Raw genomic sequence first — 21,281 nt, 5'->3', positions numbered from 1 at the left:
TTGTGGGCGAGGGGACTTAGGTTGTGTGCGCGGTCAGTCGTCGGCGTGCGAGCCGACTCCGCGCAGACCGCGCCAGGTGATGCCCAGCAGGAGGTCGGTGGCGTCGTCGAGGTCGACGTCGCCGTCGGTCATCCGGTCGGCGACGGCCTCGCCTGCGCCCACCAGCGCAACTGCGGTGAGTTCGAAGTCCACGTCGCGTGCGCCTTCGACGGTGGTCCCCCGGCGGATCAGGTCGGTGATCATCGCGGTGACGCCACGACGGCTCTCGGTGACGATGTCGGCGAATGCCGCGGTGCCCATCGACACTCGGTACAGCACTCGCCACGACTGCGCGTTCTCGTGCACGAAACGCAGGAACTCGCGGACCAGGATCCGCGCCTGGTCCCGTTGACGCAGTTCGGGATCGAAGCCCGCACTCATCGACTGCATGAACTTGCCGCTCTCGCGAGCGATGCAGGCGGCGAACAGTTCGTCCTTGGACCCGTAGTACAGGTACAGCATCGGCTTGGAGATCTCCGCCTGCGCAGCGATGGCGTCCATCGAACTGTCGGAGAATCCGTGCTCGGAGAACACGGCGATCGCCGCATCCAACATCTGCTGCTCGCGGACCGCGCGAGGCAGCCGCTTCGTTCCGCTCGCCATGCCCCTAACTTACCATTCGGTAAGTTCAGTTGCAGGTGATCACTCCCTTGGCCTTGAGGATACGGAGCACCGACGTGTCGATGCGCTTGCGGTTCAACTTCTTCGACTCGACCGCCTTCTCGAGCGAGTCGAGGACGGCGGACACCTTGTCGGTCGACAGCCACAGCCCGACGTCCGACCCCGCATTGATCGCCTTGCGGACCGCGACATCGATCGGGAACTTGTCGCTGATCGCCTTCATGCCCGACAGATCGTCGGAGAAGACGACACCGTCGAACGGCACTCCGCCGTAGCGGCTTCCCTTGCGCAGCATGCCGATGGTCGCCGGGCTGATGCTCGACGGCGTGTCCGGACCGGTCAGACCGGGAACGATCAGGTGCCCGACCATCACGCCCACGTTGCCGGGGTTCTTGAGGAGAGTTTTGTACGGGACGAGATCGCTGGTGATCAGCTCACTCAGCGGAGGCGTCCGGACTGTGCCGGTGTGCGAGTCGCCGGAACCGTGACCGTGTCCGGGGAAGTGCTTGTAGACCGGCATGATCCCGGCGTCCAGCAGCCCCTGCGCGTAGGCGCGGGCGTACTTCGTGACGACGGCGGGGTCGTTCGAGAACGACCGATCGCCGATCACCTCGTCGTCCGGTTCATCGCTGACGTCTACCGACGGCGCGAAGTCGACGGTGATGCCGAGCGCCTTCATCTTCTTGCCCGCGGCCTTGGTCAGCGCGCGGACTTCCTCCGGGGTCTTCGTCTTGGCGAGCTCACGGGGTGACGGCATGTCGATGCCCAGCTTCGCGAGCCGGCTCACGCGCCCGCCCTCCTGATCAACCGTCACCATCAGCGGAACCTCCTGCGCGTCCGACAGTTTCTTCGCCGAACCGTCACTGAGCATCGACATGTCGGTCCAGCTGCCGATGAAGATGCCGCCGAGGTGCTCACGTTCGACAACCTGTCTCGCGTCGGCTGCGTCGGCCACCCCGACGACCAACAACTGGGCGAGCCTCTCGCGCAACGTCAAGGACGCGAGCTGATCGCTTCCACACGACTTCGGGCCCGCCGACGTCGACGAAGCCTGCTTCGTCGTCGTCGTCGAACTGGACGACGATGCGACGTCGTCGGGTGAGTCGGAACACGCTGCCACCGCAAGCAGCGACGCGGCGGTCAGAACGGCGACCAGTGAACGGGATCCACGCATGACGACAGTCTCGCACGCGAGACCTCACGGACACCGTCGACATGCACCGCCTCTCAGACAGTCGTAGTCCGGACGGATGAGTCACGTCGCGAACCGCGGCCTCCCGGCGACCGGCGGCGGAGATGGTATTTTGGGCGGCATGGTTCGCGACCGATTGATCTATGGTGCCCTCGCCGCGGTCGCCGGTGTGATCGTCGGCATCGGCGGCGTCTTCCTCGGCGGTGTGCTCGCGTCTGAGACCAAGCCGTCGACCGACATCAACAGCGTCAACGGCCAGGACGGTTTCGTCCAGGGCTCGGTCGAGTACGGCACGCGCGGCGGATCCGCCAACGACAACTCCTGATCGTGTGCTGACGCGTCACGGCACGCGTGTGCTGACGCGCCCGGGCACGTGCGTCGTCGGCGTCGTCTTTCTCGTCCTGTCGTTCTGGCAAGCCCCCGGCCGCATCGCCCCCGACACCAAACTCGACCTCACGGCCGACCCGATCGGCTTTCTGGCCCGCGCCACTCACCTGTGGTCGCCCACGATGCCCATGGGCCAGATCCAGAACCAGGCGTACGGATACCTGTTCCCGCACGGAGCGTTCTTCGCCCTCGGCGACCTGGTGCATCTTCCGCCGTGGATGATCCAACGGCTGTGGTGGGCGGTGCTGCTGACCGTCGGATTCATCGGCGTGGTGCGGCTCGCCGAGGCACTGCGGATCGGTTCGCCCTGCTCGCGGCTGATCGCCGCAGCCATGTTCGTCGCAGCGCCGCGCGTTGTGACGACTCTCGGAACCATCTCGTCCGAGACGCTGCCGATGATGCTCACACCGTGGGTGCTGGTGCCCGTTGTCCGCGCCCTAACCCGTGGCGGCACACGCAGGCTATGGCAGGACGCAGCGCGATCGGCGTGTGCGGTGGCGCTGATGGGCGCGGTCAATGCCGTCGCGACCGCCGCCGCGGTGAGCGTGGCCGTGTTGTGGTGGATCGCTGCGACCCTTCCGCGCGGTCGGCGTCGCACCGGACTGGTGTTCGGCGGCTGGTGGTTGCTCGGTCTGGCCGCGGCATGCCTGTGGTGGGTCGTTCCACTGCTGATGCTCTCCCGGGTGTCACCCCCATTCCTCGACTTCATCGAATCGGCGCAGGTCACCACCGAGTGGACGTCGCTCACCGAGGTTCTGCGCGGGACATCGTCGTGGACACCCTTCGTGTCGGCCGAGCGCGCCGCGGGCGCCGTCCTGGTGTCTCAGACTGCCGCCGTCATCGCGACCGGAGTCCTCGCAGCAGCAGGCCTCGCCGGATTGGCGATGCGCGAGATGCCGCACCGCGGACGGTGGTTGGCGATCCTGTGCGTCGGTCTTCTCGCGATCTGCCTCGGCTATCCCGGGGCACTCGGTTCGCCGATCGCCGAGACCGTCCGAGCATTCCTCGACGGCAGCGGCGCCGCGCTGCGCAACGTGCACAAGTTCGACCCCCTCATCCGACTGCCGCTTGCACTCGGCGTCGCCCATCTGCTGGCCCGAGTCCCGGTTCGTTCGCTGCTGGCGAAGCCGTCGGCGTCGAATGGGTGGGGCAGACCCGCGGCAGCTCTGATGATGGTTGTGGTCGCCGTGTTCGGGTCCGGTTCGCTGGCCTGGACGGGTGGGCTCGCTCCGGCGTCGAGTTACCGCGCGATCCCCGACTATTGGCAGCAGACCGCCGACTGGCTCGACTCGCACGCCACCGGCGTCCGCACCCTGGTGGTGCCGGGCGCCCCGTTCGCCGACCAGGTGTGGGGACTGACGCGCGACGAACCTCTGCAGGCACTCGGGTCCACCCCGTGGGCGGTCCGCGACGCCATTCCGCTGACACCACCTGGCGCGATCCGTGCGATGGACTCGGTGCAGCGCACTCTCACGTCGGGGCGCGGATCGACAGCCCTGGCCGACACTCTCACCGCCCAGGGCGTCGGATACATCGTCCTGCGCGCCGACCTCGATCCGGCGACATCCCGGTCGGCCCGCCCGTTGGTGGTCGCCGACGCACTACGGAGATCTCCCGGCATCACCGTCGCGGCGCGCTTCGGGCCGGACGTCGCGCCTCCGACGATCGACGGAATCGTCGTCGACGACGGACTGCGCCCACCGATGCCTGCGATCACCGTCTACCGCGTCGGCGACGCGCGCGGCACGGGCCCACTGCTGACCCCGCTCGACGACATTCCGCGGGTCACCGGCGGCCCGGAGTCGCTCGCCGCGATCAACGAGGCGCGCACTCGCGACGGAAGGCCTGCGCTGGGGACCGCGTTGCTCACATCGGACGCACGCAGAGCCGAAGTCGGAGACGGTCCCGGTCTCATCGTCACCGACACTCCGGCCGACCGAGAGACCGACTTCGGGCGAGTCGACGACCACTCGTCGGCCATCCGCACCGTCGACGATCCGCGGTTGACGAAGAACGCGGCCGCCGATTACCCGGTCGACGGAGCCGCACTCGTCCACGGCCAGTGGCTGTTGAACAACACGCCGGATCGAGTGCGGGTGTCGTCCTCGGGGTCCGCGGCGGACGCGACTCAGCCCGGCCGGACGTCACCCGCGTCGTCGGCGGCGGCCGCGTTCGACGGCGACCCGAACACGGCATGGGTGAGCCGCGGCCTGGAATCCGCTGTCGGACGATGGCTCGCGATCGACTTCACGGAGGCACACCGTGACCTGGCCCTGACCGTGACCACGGCCAAGGCGTTGGGACCGGACGTCACATCACTTCTGGTCACCACCGATGCCGGCAGCACCGTCGTGTCCAATGTGACGCCCGGTGAACCGACTCGGATCGTGGCGCCTTCCGGTCCGACGAAACGGGTGGAGATCCGCGCGATCCGCACTGCGAACGGTGGAGGCGGCAACCAGTTCGCCGTCGCCGACGTCCGGGTGGCCGACGCGGGCACCGGGCTGGGCTACTCGATCAGACACCGCATTGTGCTGCCTTCGCTGGACGCGGCGGACCGAGTCGACGAGTGGGTGCTGTCGTCGGAGTTGGGCTCACGCGCCGAGTGCACATCTGACGCGGACCGCATCCGGTGCGCCGCCGCCCTCGGATTGGATCCAGAGGCGCCAGGGGTGTTCAGCCGCGCGCTGTCCGTGCCGTCGGCCACCGACGTGACACCGACGGTGATCCTGCGACCTCGGCCGGGAGGCACACTCACCGATCTTTTCGCAGTGCCGGGACAGATCCGGGCCGAGGGTGCGTCGAGCGTGACCGATCCGCGAGGGACGGCCGCAGCGGCCGTCGACGGCGACCCGGCGACAGTGTGGACCGCCCCTGAGGCTCCAGAGCCCGCAGACAAGGCGAAGAACAAGAAGAAGGCGACCAAGCCGCACCTAGTGGTGCGGTTGCCCGAGCCGCGGACGGTCTCATCACTCCGGATCACCGGCCCCGGCGACTACCCGGCGACTCCGACCTCCGTGACTGTCGACCTCGGGACCGGGCCGCAGCGAGTGACGGTCGGGCGGGACGGCGCAGTGCCTCTCGACCCGGCACGAACCGACCGGATCACGATCACCGTGAACAAGACGACCGACCTGATCGACGTCAACGACCTCGGCTTCGCTCGACAGTCGCCGCCCGGCATCGCCGAGATCGCGGTCCTGCCCGGCACCGGCGCCGCCGTTCCCGACGTGGACCGCCCGATCGTCATCGGCTGCGGCACCGACCCGGCGGGGCCGCTCGGCATGGGACTGTCTGCGGGCGGCGAGGTGCACCGCCTGCAGGTGTCGACGACCGCACGCGCGCTGCGCGACGGAGAACCTGTCGTCGCCACCCTGTGCCCAGGCACCGGAGTAAATCTCGCCGCCGGCGAGCAGGAGGTGTCGGTGAACCCGGGCGACGCGTTCACCGTCGACTCGGTGAACCTGCATGCGGGCCCCGACACCGTCGGCGTCAGCACTCCAGCGCATACCGGGCGATGGGATGCCACCGACCGCGAGGTGAAGGTCGACGCCGCCGGCACCGCCCGTGTCCTGTCGGTGCCGGAGAGCACCAATCCGGGATGGCACGCACGACTGGGCGGAGCGGAACTGACGCCGATCGTCGTGAACGGCTGGCAGCAGGGATGGCTGCTGCCCGCGGGCGCCGCGGGCACGGTGTCTCTGACATTCGACCTCGACACTCCGTATCGGTGGACGCTTCTCGTCGGTCTCCTGCTCGTCGCCGCGCTTTTCGTCGTGGCGTCGGTGCGCACACGCCGCTCCCGGGGCTTCGACTCGACGCCTCGGCTATCGCCTCGGAGTCGGCTCAACCAGCAGGAAGAGGACTCCTCCCCCCTGCTCGTTGAGCCGGACGGAGCGCCAGCGGAGTCCGAGTCGAAGCGTCCGCATCCGGCCCGAACCCCAGCCACCCTCGCCGTCGCTCTGATCGCCGCGTACCTGCTCACCGGTCCGTGGGGCGCGGCAGCGGCCGTGGTCGCAGGTTTGATCGCAGCGGCTGTGACACCCACCGTGCGCGTGGTCGTGACGTTCTCCGCGATGGTGATCGCGACCGTCGCCCTCGCGACAGGTCCGTGGAACTCGGGGGCGGTGTACGCCGGGTACGACGCACTGCCTCAGGTGGCCGCGCTTGTCGCCGTCTCGACCGCGGTCACCTCGGCGGCTCTGCCCTCACGACGTTTCAACGCGCGCCGAAGAGGCTCCTCCACGAAGGCGTAGCCCGCCGCCGACACCGGCACCGTGATGACGGTCGTGAGGAGCCAGACGGTGACGAAACGACCGTCGAATGCGGCGATCCCGAACAGGCCGAACACCGACGTCAGAATCGCGACGTGCCAGATGAAGATGCCGTACGACCATCGTCCGAGAGCAGCCATGACCGGCGAGTCGAGGAATCGGAACCGGCTGTCGCTCAGCACGAGCGGCGCGAGGACCGCGTACGCCCCTATGCCGCCAAGGAGAATCTTCGCCGCGTACTGGGCGTCGGACATGGGAGCGAGGCCGACGGGACCGGCGATCGGAGTCGAGGCCAGTCCATACGCCACGACGAACACCACGAACATGACCGGCCGGTTGGCCGACCAGCGGGCGGCCACGCCGGACGCCGAGAGTTCGGCGAGGATCAATCCGGCGGCGAACCACGGCAGGTGACCGAACACCCAGTTGTGCGGTTCGACCCCGGTCGGCAGCGGCAGCAGTCCGGCCACCGGCCCCCACGCGAGGCTCAGCGCGGCCACACTGAGCATCACCGGAACGCGGCGTCGCGCCCGAGGTCCGCGCATCCGGATCAATGCATAACCGAACACCGGTAACAGCAGGTAGAACGCCGCCTCCACGGACAGGCTCCACATCTGGGTGAGTCCGGGGGCCAACGTCAGGGGCACGAACACCTGAGTGAGCGTGAGGTTCGCGATCCACACGGTGACCGACGACCCGCGGGCCTGCGGCAGCAGAAGCAACACCACGATCACCACGACCGCGTACGCGGGCCAGATGCGAACGAATCGATGCCGTAGATAGCGACCGACTGCAGGCGGTGCTGCATCAGTACGAGCGGCGACCGCGTACGGCCGCCACAGCAGGAAACCGCTGAGCGCGAAGAACAACGCGACGGCGAGATCGAGTCGCCCGAGGATCGGTCCGATGACCGGGACGTCCAGCGTCGCGGTCTGGAATGCGACGTGTGTGGTGAGGACGCCGAGCGCGGCCACCGCCCGCATGCCTTCGAGCTGCGGGTAGAAGGGCCGAGGTGAATCCGCGGTGGCGTTCATGTCCCGACCCAATCTAGTGCCCGGGTACGGTCTGGAGCATGGCCGAGACCCCCACGCCTCGCTGGACGACACGTGACCTGCTGGCTCCGACGGCGTTCTTCCTCGGCGCGCTGCTGGTGGCGGCGGCGATCGCGGTGGGACCGGTCGTCGGCGACCGGTTCCGCGCCGTCGGCCTCGACGTCGACACCACCTGGGTGGGGGACGGGTCGGACAGGTCTCGAGTCCTCGATCGATGTTCTCTCGACCGACCCACTGCGCGGGTCCTCGAAGCACAAGTCCAGCAGCGTCGTCGGGTCGTCGCCGTCCGCCCGTCGGACGCCGACGTGGTGACACTGCAAGCGGGAACATCGCTCGGCGTCGACCACTACCTCGTCGACGGGAAGTCGGTGAAGGCGAAGGACGTCTGCGCGGAACAGACCTTGGCGGCGACGATCGACAGGGTCACGATCGATCGGGTGACGGCCCTGCCGACCGGTGACGCGTCCGAAGTCCAGTTCGACGACAAGAAGGGCGCGGTGTCGATCCCCAACCGTACGGGTTTCACCTACCTGCTGCCGTACGACTTCGAGCTCACCTCCCCGCGATACTTCGACGTGACGACTCGCCAATCGGTCCTCCTTGCCGAGACCGGCACCGAGACCGTCGACGGCCGCAACACCGTGCACTTCACCGCGACCGTCTCCGACACCGACCTGTCGCGATTCGACACCCGCGCCGTCGTGACCCGTCCAGCGTCGTGGTTCGGAACGTTCCGCGGGGTCGCACCCCACGAACCCCTGACTGCCACGCTGCATCATTCTTCGGTGCGCGACCTGTATGTCGACGTCGCGACCGGCGTGATCGTCGACGAGCGTGTCCACATCTCCGAGGAGTTCCGTTTCATCCCCGCCCTCGCCGCCCGGTCGCGCGAGCTGCGCGACTTCCGGTTGGTCAACATCGAGACGACGCTGATCGGCGACCGTCAGTCCCGACGCGACGCGGCCGACGCCGCTGCGGCCCGCCAGCGCCCGGTCACTATTGTCACCGTCGTCCTGCCCACCGTCCTCGGAGTGCTCGGCGTCGGCGCGATCGCCGCAGGCGTGGTGATCAGTCGCCGTTCGGCGCGGGGCTAACTGGCACGATCTTCACCGGCCTCGCGGTGGGTTGGTCACCGGGCGACGACTGCCTTGCCGAAGTACCGACCGTCGGCGATCACCCTGACGGTTCGGCCGTGTCGCCTCGGACCCGACCGCGTCCCGGCTGTGCGGCATCTCGGCGTGGATCAGCACGAGTGGAACCACGTTCGCGGACCGGGGACGCACACTCGTGTTAACTACCCTCTATCAAACCCGTGACGCTTCAAGCCGAACGGCGCACGACCGCGGCCGGGGTCATGTATCACTGGGTCACTACGCATTCCGCTCGCGACGACCGTAGTTCGGTCACCAAGAACCTCCAACATGCAGTCTGCCGATCTCAGCTCATCGTCAGAATGCACGTCCATTGCGGCCAACAGAATTCGTGCCGAGAAATCGACACCGCGAAGAGATGCCGCATGAACTTCAAAGCCGCATCCGAACGACCTCAGCCGCTCCCCTTGCCCCCGTTTGCTGATCCACGACAAGATGCGGTCTTTTGCAAGATCCACGACATCCTCGGGAAGACCCATCCACATCGGCTTCTTCCCCATGACACTTTCAACCGCGAAATCACCATCTGAGAGGTAGGCGTCGGCTGACGTGGTCGCCATTTCCAACCCAGGTTGCCCTTGCGTAAGGATAGACAGCCCCATGCAGCTGTGCATGTATGTCCCACCCTGAGGGACAAACATCTCTAACCAGACAGATCTTCCATAGTCCGACTCCAAGGGAGAGGGCTCAAGATCAGCATCAACCCCCCAGCACTGCTCTACTCCAATCCTCGGCCAAGCTGGAGGCTCACTCGTCCATTCGATTGCGTACTTCTGCAGCCCGCGCTCAAATATGATTATCACTGGATCCCCCACGCTTCTGTCCACAGTACCCTGAGGTACTCAAGGTACTGCTCCGCAACTTCCTTAGGTCGGCGTGGAACGCATCTCCCGCCAGAACGGGATTCGTTGAATCAAGCTGCCCACCCTCCGGGTTCAAGCCCGCGCAGGATGCAGAGCTCACAGTGCGGAAGGACACTGCGATCCCTATCGACGACCGAAACCCAGGTCAGCATATGTCGATACCGACTCCCGCGAAGGTAGCTCCGTCGGAACTTCGGCCGAGTACCAGGTTTGCTCAACCGTTTCAATTCTACCATTCGCAATCCACAGTATAAGTTCTCCGACTAGTTCACCCGAATCGTCAATAACTGCAATCGCAGAAGGGCAAGGTCCGCCCTTCTGTCCAACCATTCCTGACGACGAGACATCAAGCCGAGCCATCGTGGGCGGCCCTTCGTAAGTTGTTACTAGCTCCATTTGAGCCAATATCACAGGATCAGATTGCACGCGCGCCAAGAGCATGAGCGCTTCGTGCTGGCCTTCAGAAATCTTTGTCGTCATCGTATGAACACCGTTCCGATTCTCGGGATGCCATTCACCACGGCACCTCTAATTACTACCATCTCACCGCCGATGGCCCGCTCCACCTCAAATGGTCTCCTGGTCGGTAGGTCTGGACCTTGGATGCTTCGGACAATCTCGCGCATCGCGGCTTCCTCGCCGCCGCTTCGCTCGACTAGAGAGTCCAGCTTATGCTTTGGGACAAACACGTGCTCCATTCGTCAGGCCGAAGTGCGTCGCTTAGCGTCTGTTGTTCACCCGGATTAAGCGCATCTGCTGGGTTGTCTACCGCTGCTGGACCGCCCCGGTTTGAATGTAGGATCGCCGGTGGCTCGCACGGATCAGGCTTCCCGCCGCTGGGGCCCGCGTCTGCTCCGTCGCCGCTGATCATGTCGTTGCGGTCGGCGATCGACCAGAGTGCTTTGGCACCCTTGCCTATCCATCCGCCGACGGGGATGAAGGTCAGGGCGACGTCCCAGATGAGTCCGTCGTCGGCGTAGACCGTGCCTGAGTCGAGAACCCGTTCGCGGATGAGCTTGTCGTCGGCGTCAAAATCACGAACTGTGGCTGGAACGTCACCGGTGATGTATTCCGAATGCGTTCATTGGGATACGGCTAAAGAGTGACGATGCCCTTCTTGCCGTCGATTATCGCCGATCTCTGGGGGTTCCCGGCCTCGTTGGTTCCCGACACCGACCACGTACCGCGCACATCCTGCACAGCGGTGTCGCCAGAGGCGGTCACGCCGGTCCCGTCGTCGAGTTCGAACACGGTCTCGCTGGTGATGTCGGCGTGTCCGATACCGGCCACGGCACGTTCGACCAACTGTCGACTGTCGTCTCGGTCGAGCAGGTAGTAGCTCCGTGTCCCGCCCTGGCCGATCCGCTCGTGGACACGACCCTCCAGACGCCCATTGCCAAGCAGCGTCTGCATCGACTCACTCAAGGTCAGTCGTTGACCTCCAGCCGGCCGATCAAGCGCGCCCTCCGGAAGTGGCTCCGGGGGCAGACATTAGTCCCGGAAGAACGGGCGACCCCAGTCACCATCAGTCCCGCCAGCATCACGGAAAGAGATCAGGAACTCGTCTAGTTCACCCCCCAATCGCAACCACGATTCCCTGGTTTCTATGGCACTATAGATTAGCCATCCATCATCTGGCGAGAAGATCAAGCGCGAATCGTAGCCCTGAAAGTCTCCGACTATCACATCCGCTTCGTGGTAACGATCATCCTCAATCCAGTAGTCGCTTTCAAGCGCCCGCGTCTCCTCCAGGCTGGTTGTCGGGTCGTAGATAACTAACCCGTTGGAACCTTCCGAATAGAGCAAGTAGATACGGCTGGCAACTGTCGTCCATAGCCCAATTAGCTGCGGCGGAACGTGACGATCACCCCAGATTCGCTGAATTTCACTACTCCCCATTGGAGGATCAGTGCGAGTCACTGCAAAGTAGGGATGGCCTTCGACCAATTCGTGTTCAACCCCGCGGGGATAAGACGCAATAATGCGCGACACTGAAGTGCTACTACTTGACGCCAAAGTGCCGGATCCAATCTGCGAAAAGGTCGCATTTTTCTCTATCGCCCTTCGGCGTCAACAAACGAGTTGCGTCAGGGCCCCTCGGTTCCTTCGTCGCGAAAAGCGGCAAGAAACTCGTTCAGACCGAAACCGAGACGTAGCCATTCGTCGCGAGTCTCGACTCCTGTTGAAGCGATCCAACCGTCCGAAGGGTTGTAGGGAAGCAATTCGCCGCACCCTTGAGACGAACCGACAATGTCCGATTCGAGTAGCTCATTGCCATCGTCTGACGCCCCCAAGGTTGCAGAACGACCGTCTCTTGTCCCGAATATTCTAAGCCCATACATCCCTACGCGGTAGCATAGATCGATCCCGTCGACATCTAACCATAGAGATCGAACATGACCAGGCGGAAGGCGATCGCCCCAGTAGGATGCGATCGCCTCCGGGCTCGATGGTGGAACGAAATGGTTTTCAAGCGCGGCCAGGTGCGCGTCGTCCATCCCGCGCGTGTCGCACGCTTGTCATGACCTTGAATCAATACGAAGGTCGTCATTCGTCGCGCTACTACCAAAGCGGCCATCGCGGCCAACGCCGCAACCACCAACCGCACAGCACTTCTCCCGAACGTCACGGCAAACCGCGAGAACCACTACCGGCTACATACTGCCGAATGTATCCGATTCTAGATGGTTGCCTATCCGAATAATTCGATCGACCGTAGCAGGCACAATCCGCCTTGGCAATCATCAAGCGAACTCGGCACTGGAAGCAGCCCACTCCTTCCCACGGGGACGCCCACCACGTTGTGCGGCAACTAAAGTGCTCGCCCGCGAGTGCCAGACGCACGACCAATCGAAAGCTAGCAATGGCTGGATGACGCGGGAAGCCGTGAAGGCGCTACACCGCGAAGCGGAGCCACACGCCGGTGACTGCGACCGCGGCCGCCGCGGAGAATGCGGCGATCACTGCAAGCGTGGTGACCGAGTCGGCGACGGTCACGATGAGGATCACTTCGACGACGAGGACGCAGAATGCGGGCAACGCGCCGCGCGCACGGTTGCGGGCGATCGCCGCAAGCAACATCAGTTGGAGGACCGCGAGCAGAGCTCCGGTGAGGGCGAACAGCCACATGAGTGTCGACACCGACCGGAAGTCGTCGGAGACGATCGTGGGGACGAGAGGACCGGCGAGCGCCGCGCCGCCGATGACACATACTCCGATGCAGGCGAGGACGACGAGCGCCCGGCGCAGGGCGTCGGACGAGCGAATCGGATCGGCGAGCCGCGGATACACCACCACCCCGATCGCCTGGGGCAGCCAGAACGCCGCCTTTGTCGCGACCGCGCCGAGCGCGTAGACGCCCGCGTCCGACGGGGAGAGCACCGCGCGTGACAGCAACAGGTCGACGGACACGGCGACGATCATGACGAATTGGACTCCGGACGCGGCCAACACGTCGGTGAGCGACACTCGGGCCCGGTCCGACGTGTCGGAGCGGTACCCGTCTCGTGCGGCGACGCCGGCGACCATCGCGGCGGCCACCGCGGTTCCCGCGGTTCCGGCGGCGAGTGCTCCGGTCGGGCCGAGGCCTCCGTACACGGCCGCCACCACGGGCACGGTCCTCAGCACGCCCACTCCGGCAAGCACGCCGCCGAGGGCCCCGAACCGCCCGGTCCCCTGCAGAAGTCCCTGGCCTCCCGCGATGACCGCGAGCGGTGCCGCAGCCAGCAAGGCCGCGGTGGTCGACGCGAGCGACGTGTGTGCGAGTTGCATCATGACGGCGACGCCGAGGACCGACCCCGTAGCGACCGCCGCGGCGACGCTTCTGATCAGTCGCCGCAACCGTCGCCGAGACGTCCCGGCGACAACCTCGCGAGCGACGATCGCCTGCAGAGCGAGCGCCGGTACCGAGAGAATCAGCATCGCCGCGCTCAGGACCGAGTACTCGCCGAAACCGTCGGTGCCGAGCGCGCGACTCGCGGGCACCTGCACGAGGTAGGCCAGGAGATTCGCGAGCAGCGTCCCCGCTGTCACCGCCCCGACCGCCCGCACCATGCCCACCAGTGTGCCGGGCGGGCTGAGGGTAGACTTCATCGACTGTATCGACCCCGATCTTCACTGCTAGCGAGTAGGCGTTTCACCTCGATGTACGACACCGAACCTTTCCACGAGCCCGATCCCGCCGACGTCGGATCCCGGATCGATCCGGTACTGGCGCGCAGCTGGCTGCTCGTGAACGGCGCCCAGCACGATCGATTCGAGGCCGCGGCTCGCTCGCGGGCCGACATCGTCGTCCTGGACATCGAGGACGCGGTGGCACCGAAGGACAAGGACAGCGCCCGCGCGAACGTCGTGCGCTGGATGGAGGACGGCCATTCGGACTGGGTCCGCATCAACGGATTCGGCACCCCGTGGTGGGCCGCCGACATCGAGGCACTGGCGCCGACGTCGATCGGCGGTGTGATGCTGGCGATGGTCGAGTCCGTCGATCACGTGACGGAGACGGCGAAGCGGCTGCCGAACGTCCCCGTCGTCGCACTGGTCGAGACCGCACGTGGCCTGGAGCGGATCACCGAGATCGCGTCGGCCAAGGGCACGTTCCGCCTGGCGTTCGGCATCGGCGACTTCCGCCGCGACACCGGCTTCGGCGAGAGCCCGATGACCCTCGCCTACGCGCGTTCACGATTCACGATCGCAGCGAAGGCCGCGAACCTGCCGTCGGCCATCGACGGCCCGACCGTGGGTTCCAACCCGCACAAGCTGAGTGACGCCACCGCGGTGAGCTCCGAATTCGGCATGACCGGCAAGATCTGCCTCACCCCCGACCAGTGTGCGGCAGTCAACGAGGGCCTGTCGCCGTCGTTGGACGACATCAATTGGGCACGAGAGTTCTTCACCGAGTTCCAGGCCGACGGCGGTGAGATCCGCAATGGTTCGGACCTGCCGCGCATCGCACGCGCGACGAAGATCCTCGACCTGGCACGCGCTTACCAGATCGTGCCGAACGACTACGGAATCTCGGATCATTCCCCCGCACCGACAGACACCTACCACTTCTGACCTGTGCTCTTCGCGGTCAGCGGCCTGCTCACGGCACTGATCTGCGCGCCGCTCCTCGGCGGGCACCTGATCTACCGTGACGCGGTCGCGGTTCCACGATTCGCGCTGACCCCGTCCGCGTTCGGCATCGACGGCTCCGCGCCGCGGGCGGTTCCGCAGGACGCTGTCCTCGGTGTTGCGTCGCGTGTGGTCGACGGCGGCTGGCTGGTCGCCCTGCTCACCGCCGCGGCGTTGTTCGGCGCCGGCGTCGGATACGGCAGGCTCGCGCGACGACTCGTGCCGGCCGCGGGCGCCGCGGGCTCGGCGGCTGCCGCGGTCGTGGCGATCTGGAACCCGTTCGTCGCCGAACGTCTCCTCCAAGGACAGTGGAGCCTGCTGATCGGTTACGCCGCACTTGCCCCGATAGTTCTGGCCGTGCTGTCCTACGCATCCAGCCCCGGTCGCCGAGGGTTGGCGAACTGCATCGCCCTCTTCGCCGCCGCGGGGTTCACCCCGACCGGCTCTGTCCTCGCCCTGATCGTCACCGTTGTCGTCATGGTCGCGGTCCGGCTCCCCCGCCGACCCGCGGCCCTGCTGCTCGCGGGTTGGCTTTTGACCGCATCGCCGTGGCTTGTCGGGGCCGTCGTCTCGTCAGCGTCGGCCAGGTCGGGCGGCGCAGGGGCGTTCGCTGTGCGGGCGGAACCCTGGCTCGGTTCGTTCGGCACGACGCTGGGACTGGGCGGCATCTGGAATGCCGACGCCGTGCCCGCCAGTCGAACGTCCTGGTGGGCCGCCGTCGCCACCGCGGCCTTCGTGGGTGTTGTCGTCGTGGGTTGCGTGGAACTGCTGCGGCGAAGCACAGACCCTGTCGTCCGTGCCCTCGCGATGCTCGCGGCGGTGACGGTTGTGCTTGTTTCACTCGCGGCGACCGGTCCGGGCGTCGACCTCATGGATGCCGCCCTCACGCACATTCCCGGTGCCGGACTGCTACGCGACACCCAGAAGTATCTCGTGCTCGCGGTTCCGTTCGTCGCGATCGCGGCCGCCGCGGCGGTCGCCCGCCTTCGACGGCTGGTCCCCGCCGGGTTCGCCGTGTCCGCGGTTGCGCTCCTCGTGATCGCTCCCCTGCCGGACCTCGCGTGGGGAGTGGGCGGCGCGATCCGCCCCGTCACGATTCCATCCGACTACGCGGCGGTGACCGCGACGATCGGCTCCGACGGCCGCACAGTGGCCCTGTGGCCGACGTCCAGCGTCAGGACTCTGACCTGGACGAATGGACCATCACTGAGCCCACTTCCCCGGATGGTCGACGCACCGATCGTCTCCGGTGCCGGACTCGTCGTCGACGGGAACACTCTCGACGCACCGACCGGACGAGACGCCGATGTCATCGCCTCACTCACCGCAGGCGACACTGCGCGCCTCGCCGCGCTCGGAGTCGGCTGGGTGATTGTCGAGGAGTCCGATCCGCCGCCGGGGCTCTCACCCTCTGACGAGATGTTTCACGGCGAACATCTCCGGTTGTTCCGGATTCCCGACGCCGTCCCCGCGCCTGCCCCGAGCGCGGCAGCGTGGACAGCGGCGATCACGGCGACGGCGGCGTGGTTCGCGGCTCTGATCGTCGGAACCGTCGTGGGTCTGGTCGGGGCCGTTCAGCGCAGGCTGCGGAAGACGTCGGCGAAACCGTCGGCCGCGAGCGACCACGAGTAGTCCTGCGACCTCACTCGCGCGGCGTCGCCCAGCGTCGCCAGTCTCTGCGGATCGTCCACCAGCGCAGCCACCGTGTCGACGAGATCGTCGACGTCGTCGACGAGCACACCGGTCACCTCGTCGACGACGGAGTCGGTCAGACCCGCCGAACTTCTATATCCGACGGTCGGGACCCCGTGTTGGGCGGCTTCGATCACTGCGAGACCCCAGCCTTCCTTTCGTGATGGCATCAGATGGAGGTCGGCGGACGCGAGCAGTTCGTGCTTTCGGACGTCGTCGACGTGACCGTGGAAGACGACACGGTCGTTGATGCCCAGTCCGGCTGCCGCATCCCGCAGCTCATCGGCCCACCATCCCCCGCCGACCACGTCGAGGTGCACGTCGACCCCATGATCGCGGAGGCGTGCGACCGCGGTCAGGGCGTCCTCCACCTGCTTGTGCGGGACCAGCCTGGAGACGACGATCAGCCTGCGTCGGGCATGTTCCACACGCGCGGGCACTCCCCGCGGCACCGGGTCCACGCCGTTGCGGACCACGGTGATCCGGTCCCGATCGACGCCGAGGTCGACGAGTTCCGCGGCCGACGGCTCGGACACCGTCACATATCTGTTCCGACGGTGCACCCGAGGCGACAACCGAGACTCCACGAACCAGCCGATCCGCGAGAGCACCGGACCGGCGACGGGCCACTGCTCTCGGTGGCAGTGATGGACGAGGACGACTGTCGGCGACCCGGTCACGGCCGATGCGAAGAACGGGACACCGTTCTGTGTGTCGACGACGACATCCGGCCGATAGCCCGCGAGCCGCCCACGTCCGACGCGTGCCGCGCCGAGCGTCAACGCCGCCCGGAGGTACACCGTCAGACGACCGCCGCCGCGCAGCACACGTATCCCGTCTGACATCTGCCGACGAGGAGCGCCCCGATAGCGGGCGGTGATGAGGGTTACGCGGGATCCCCGGCGGGCCAGTTCGGCGCCGACCCGCTCCAGATAGCGCTCGCTGCCGCCGCCTTGCGGGTGACCGGTGTCGCGCCAACAGAGGAGCAGGACGTCGACCGGGGGATTCACTCGATCCAGGATATGCGACGTCCCGGCATATCCCCTACGCTGGGCCGATGACCGCGTCCAGCTTCGCCCGCCGAGCCACCCTGGCCCGCTCGCGACGACTGTTCCGGGAGTTCGGCTACGAGCAACCCGACCCGGATCGCTTCTACAGCGCCCTCGCCGACGACACCGCAACGATGATCGCCGACCTGCACAGCACACCGTTGGAGGGCGCCGCGGTCCTCGACGTCGGAGGCGGTCCGGGGTTCTTCGCCGACGCGTTCACCGCCCGCGGCGCCGACTATCTGTCGGTGGAACCGGATGCGGGTGAGATGCACGCCGCCGGGATGGACCACCGGACCGCGGTCCGTGCGCAGGGCCAGCATCTCCCGTTCCGGAGCGGCAGCGTAGACGTCTGCTACTCGTCGAACGTCGCCGAGCACACTGCAACACCATGGGAGATGGCCGACGAGATGGTCCGAGTGACTCGGCCCGGCGGCACCGTGGTGCTGAGCTACACCCTCTGGTGGGGGCCGTTCGGCGGCCACGAGATGGGCTTGACGCACTATGCGGGCGGTCACCGAGCCGCGCAATGGTACACAGATCGGCACGGGCACCCGCCGAAGAACCTGTTCGGGGAGTCCCTCTTCCCGATCACTGCTGCGGCGGGTCTGCGGTGGGCTCGAAAGACCCCCGCCGCCACCCTCCAGGCGGCGTTCCCGCGCTACCTCCCGCGCTGGGCGTGGCCCGTGGTGAAAGTCCCCGGTCTACGCGAATTCGCGGCCACGAATCTCGTCCTCGTGCTTCACCGGCACTGACGCTTCGACTCGCTACGCTCTCTCAGCGAGCAGGAAACACGTCACCTCGGGAGCGTCGCACCGCAGGAGATGGGCCCGCCCGACGACGTGGACGACGACAGGAGTTCCTCGCCCTGCATGATCGTGCAAGTGATCGGGCCGCGGATCACGATGCCTGTCAGCCGCGCACGCCGGTCGGTGACGGTCGTCTTCTGCTGCCACGGAGTCCCGGTGATGGCGACGACCCGCATCGTGGAACCGCTGCGGTACGACACGCCGACAACGTCGCCGCTCCCCGTCAGCTGGTAGGTCACCGTGCCCGGTTCTCCGGTGGGCCGCGTGTGCGTGCTCGTCGGCGTCGGCGTGGTGGTGGGTGTCGACGCAGTGGTCGACGACGTCGTGGAGGAGGGCGCGACCGTCGTCGTGGCGGCACCGTTGTCCGGCGACGATTCGCCACCGAACACCAGTACCGCCACGACGATCAGAACCACGAGGGAGAGCGCCACCACCAGGGACAGGACAACTGTCCGGCCGGTGTTCTTCCCGTTGCTCATCCTTCGACGATAGCCTCCAGCGGTCTGGTCCGGGCCGCGGTCACGGCCGGCCACAATGCCGCGATGACACCGACGACAGCCGCTCCGACCAGGGTCCCCCCGATGAGCGACCACGGTATGACCACCCCTTCAAGGCCCCAGTACGCGAGGGTCCGGACCAGCGGCACGCCGATGGCGAGTCCGAGGACGGCTCCGAGGAGCGCACCGAACACCGCTATGTATGTGGACTCGAGATAGATCGAGCGCCGGACCTGCGGTCGGGCCATGCCGATCGCGCGGAGCATGCCGATCTCACGTTTGCGTTCGACGACCGACAGGGCAAGCGTGTTGATGATGCCGAGGACCGCGATCACCAGCGACAAGCCGAGGAGCGCGTACAGCGTGATCATCATCTGATCGATCTGCGACGAGATCGAGCTCTTGAACTGCTCGCGGTCCTGGATCTGCGCGATCAGGTACGGTGCCGTCACATCCTCGAGCTGGCTGCGGAGAACATCGGCATCAACCCCGGCCCTGCCTTTGACCCAGACGGGCTGCGCGACGCGCATGGCCTCGCTGGGAACCAGCTTGTCGTAGACGTTCTGCCCGATGAGTCGCGGTCCGGCGATATCCGTCGGTTCGTAGATCCCCACGATCGGCACTGTCACCTCTGTGCCGGTCAGGGACGTGAGCTTCACTTCCTCACCGATCTTCCAACCCTGCTCACGCGCGGTGGGCTGGTCGACGGCCATGCCGTCGGCCGGCACGTCCACCACACCCTCGACAGGCGTGACGACGGCGACGTCGGACAGCTTGCCGCCGAGAGGAGCAGTCATCCACAGATTCTTGCCGTCGAGCTTGGCGATCGCGATCGCCTGGCTGACGACAGTCTGCGCATCGGGAGCCTTGCGGACGGCGTCGGCCAAGCCGAGCGGCATCTGCCCACCGTTCGTTCCGGTGATGATGAAGTCCGCCTTCACTCCCTTGTCGACTGCGGAGTTGATCGTTCCCTTGAACGATGAGCCGAGAGTGCCGATGACAACAACGAGCATGAGCCCCAGGGTGAGAGCGAACGCCGTCGCCGCACTGCGCCGCGGGTTGCGGACGGCATTGGTGCGGGCGAGTCGTCCGACAGTGCCGAACGACTTCTGGAACACCCCGCCGAGCGCGCCCACGAACGGCTGCGACAGTGCCGGCGCAGCGAGCACAACGGCGACGATCGCGAGGACTGCTCCCACCGCGACGATCAGGGCGGGTCCGGAGCCTTCACCGAGGCCGCCGACGACCAGTGCTGCGACTGCGAGGACGCCGAGGACGGCGCCGGTGAGGGTGCGCCTGCGGAGTGAACCCGCGCCTGGTTCGACAGTGCTCTCACGCATCGCCTCGACCGGAGGAATCCGAGACGCACGACGGGCCGGGATCCACGCGCTCAGCATTGTGACGATGATGCCGACGAACACTGCGGAGGCGATCGCCGATAGCCCGACTTCGATGCCGTTGGACGGCAACCCCTGCGACTTCGTGAAGGCCAGCATGCCCGCCGCGATGGCCGCACCGAGACCGAGACCGATCGCGCCGCCCAGCACGCCGACGAGAAGCGCTTCGGTGAGGACCGACCGCGACACGTCCTTGCGGCTGGCACCGATCGCGCGGAGCAGTGCGAGCTCACGGTTCCGCTGCGCGACGATCATCGAGAAGGTGTTGTAGATGATGAACGTGCCGACGAGCAGTCCGATGCCTGCGAAAGCGAGGAGGATGTAGCGGAAGATCGTCAGGAACTGGCTGATCTCCTCCTTCTGATCGGCTCGGACCTGGTCACCGGTGCGCACCTTGTACAGCTCGTCGACGCTCTTCGCATCGCCGAGTGCAGTGTGGACGCGGTCGCGGAGCTGGATGTCGGAGACCCCCGGAACCGCCGTCATGTCGACGACGCCGATGTAGTCGCCGTCGGAGAAGTAGTCTTCGGCCGTCTGCTGGTCGAACTGAATGCCGACGTATCCGCCGGTAGACGTCGGCAGATCAGTGAGTCCGACGATCGTCACATCGATCGGGTCCGACACACCTGTTCCGAGAACCACCTTCGTCGTCGATCCGACGTGCAGGCCGGCCTTGTCGGCCGCGTCCCGGTTGATGGTGATCTCGTTCTCCGACGCGGGCGCGCGACCGTCGACGAGAGTCATCGGATCGCCGATGCCCTCCCCTTGCGGGATGAAGGCGGACGCGACGCTCGGAGCTCCGCCGGTCTGAATGGCCTTGCCACTGGAGTCGGCGACAGTCACGGGACCGCCGAAATTCTCGACGAGCCGATCGATGCCGAGTTCGTTCTTGGAGTCCCGAAGTTTCTGCACCAGTTCCACAGGCACACCGGGAGCGTCGGGTTCGGCCGCCGTGACCTCGACGGACACCCCCTGTGCCACGTTGTCGAAGATCGCGTTGAACGCGTTGGAGACGGTCGAGGTGAAGATGACGGCTGCGGCGACGAAACTCGTCCCCAGGACCACCGAGAACACGGTGAGAACCAGGCGCAGCTTGTGGGAGGCGAGACTCCGGGTGGAGACCTTGCGCATCACCGATCCCAT

15 protein-coding genes are annotated in these 21,281 nt (G+C 66.4%); 6 read left to right on the top strand and 9 right to left on the bottom strand.

From position 1 onward, the window contains the following. Window positions 1-33 precede the first annotated feature (33 nt). Together JVX90_RS19820 and JVX90_RS19815 are read right to left on the bottom strand one after the other, a co-directional pair. Window positions 34-642, bottom strand: coding sequence for a TetR/AcrR family transcriptional regulator (locus JVX90_RS19820; protein ID WP_205330357.1), 609 nt, complete (start codon window positions 640-642; stop codon window positions 34-36). Window positions 643-667: 25 nt separating this feature from the next. Beyond that, entirely contained in the window at window positions 668-1,834 is a 1,167-nt protein-coding gene (locus JVX90_RS19815; RefSeq protein WP_205330356.1) for a glycoside hydrolase family 3 N-terminal domain-containing protein, read from the bottom strand. A gap of 139 nt (window positions 1,835-1,973) precedes the next feature. On the opposite strand from JVX90_RS19815, the gene JVX90_RS19810 reads away from it, so the two are divergent. Both JVX90_RS19810 and JVX90_RS19805 read left to right on the top strand, forming a co-directional pair. Continuing rightward, window positions 1,974-2,177, top strand: a complete 204-nt coding sequence (locus tag JVX90_RS19810) for a DUF2613 domain-containing protein (protein ID WP_205330355.1) — start codon at window positions 1,974-1,976, stop codon at window positions 2,175-2,177. Window positions 2,178-2,205: 28 nt separating this feature from the next. After that, window positions 2,206-6,495: an alpha-(1->3)-arabinofuranosyltransferase gene (locus JVX90_RS19805; RefSeq protein ID WP_205332514.1), complete on the top strand. Its 4,290-nt coding sequence runs from the start codon at window positions 2,206-2,208 to the stop codon at window positions 6,493-6,495. Here JVX90_RS19805 and JVX90_RS19800 read toward each other — a convergent pair. Continuing rightward, window positions 6,393-7,547 (bottom strand): acyltransferase, encoded by a 1,155-nt coding sequence (locus JVX90_RS19800; RefSeq protein WP_205330354.1) that lies wholly within the window; start codon window positions 7,545-7,547, stop codon window positions 6,393-6,395. The two genes, JVX90_RS19805 and JVX90_RS19800, sit on opposite strands and share 103 nt — an antisense overlap. Window positions 7,548-7,585: 38 nt before the next feature. Between JVX90_RS19800 and JVX90_RS19795 the strand changes: the two genes are divergently transcribed. Beyond that, window positions 7,586-8,659: a porin PorA family protein gene (locus tag JVX90_RS19795; protein WP_205330353.1), complete on the top strand. Its 1,074-nt coding sequence runs from the start codon at window positions 7,586-7,588 to the stop codon at window positions 8,657-8,659. Between the two features lie 200 nt (window positions 8,660-8,859). On the opposite strand, the gene JVX90_RS19790 is transcribed toward JVX90_RS19795, so the two are convergent. From JVX90_RS19790 to JVX90_RS19780, 3 genes are all read right to left on the bottom strand, one after another. Beyond that, window positions 8,860-9,531, bottom strand: coding sequence for a hypothetical protein (locus tag JVX90_RS19790; protein ID WP_205330352.1), 672 nt, complete (start codon window positions 9,529-9,531; stop codon window positions 8,860-8,862). A gap of 1,143 nt (window positions 9,532-10,674) precedes the next feature. Then, on the bottom strand, window positions 10,675-10,992 hold the full coding sequence (locus JVX90_RS19785) for a hypothetical protein (RefSeq protein ID WP_205330351.1): 318 nt from the start codon (window positions 10,990-10,992) through the stop codon (window positions 10,675-10,677). 1,482 nt (window positions 10,993-12,474) lie between these two features. Then, a complete protein-coding gene (locus tag JVX90_RS19780) occupies window positions 12,475-13,671 on the bottom strand; it encodes a polysaccharide biosynthesis protein (RefSeq protein ID WP_240193972.1) in 1,197 nt (398 codons plus the stop codon). Window positions 13,672-13,722: 51 nt separating this feature from the next. Between JVX90_RS19780 and JVX90_RS19775 the strand changes: the two genes are divergently transcribed. After that, complete coding sequence (locus tag JVX90_RS19775) at window positions 13,723-14,637, top strand: CoA ester lyase (RefSeq protein WP_205330350.1); 915 nt, start codon at window positions 13,723-13,725, stop codon at window positions 14,635-14,637. 3 nt (window positions 14,638-14,640) lie between these two features. After that, complete coding sequence (locus JVX90_RS19770) at window positions 14,641-16,326, top strand: hypothetical protein (protein ID WP_205330349.1); 1,686 nt, start codon at window positions 14,641-14,643, stop codon at window positions 16,324-16,326. Here JVX90_RS19770 and JVX90_RS19765 read toward each other — a convergent pair. Continuing rightward, window positions 16,269-17,396 (bottom strand): glycosyltransferase family 4 protein, encoded by a 1,128-nt coding sequence (locus tag JVX90_RS19765; protein ID WP_205330348.1) that lies wholly within the window; start codon window positions 17,394-17,396, stop codon window positions 16,269-16,271. The two genes, JVX90_RS19770 and JVX90_RS19765, sit on opposite strands and share 58 nt — an antisense overlap. 47 nt (window positions 17,397-17,443) lie before the next feature. On the opposite strand from JVX90_RS19765, the gene JVX90_RS19760 reads away from it, so the two are divergent. Further along, window positions 17,444-18,190 (top strand): class I SAM-dependent methyltransferase, encoded by a 747-nt coding sequence (locus JVX90_RS19760; protein WP_205330347.1) that lies wholly within the window; start codon window positions 17,444-17,446, stop codon window positions 18,188-18,190. Between the two features lie 41 nt (window positions 18,191-18,231). Here JVX90_RS19760 and JVX90_RS19755 read toward each other — a convergent pair whose 3' ends face one another. Next, complete coding sequence (locus JVX90_RS19755) at window positions 18,232-18,723, bottom strand: hypothetical protein (RefSeq protein ID WP_205330346.1); 492 nt, start codon at window positions 18,721-18,723, stop codon at window positions 18,232-18,234. Further along, the gene (locus tag JVX90_RS19750) at window positions 18,720-21,269 is read right to left on the bottom strand and encodes an ABC transporter permease (RefSeq protein WP_205332512.1); all 2,550 of its coding nucleotides are present in this window, start codon (window positions 21,267-21,269) and stop codon (window positions 18,720-18,722) included. The genes JVX90_RS19755 and JVX90_RS19750 overlap by 4 nt, the downstream gene beginning before the upstream one ends. Between the last annotated feature and the right edge of the window lie 12 nt (window positions 21,270-21,281).

The organism is Gordonia sp. PDNC005 (genome assembly GCF_016919385.1).
Classification (GTDB): Bacteria; Actinomycetota; Actinomycetes; order Mycobacteriales; family Mycobacteriaceae; genus Gordonia.
The sequence above is the reverse complement of the archived record's forward strand: the minus strand, read 5'-3'. Positions and strand labels throughout refer to the sequence as shown.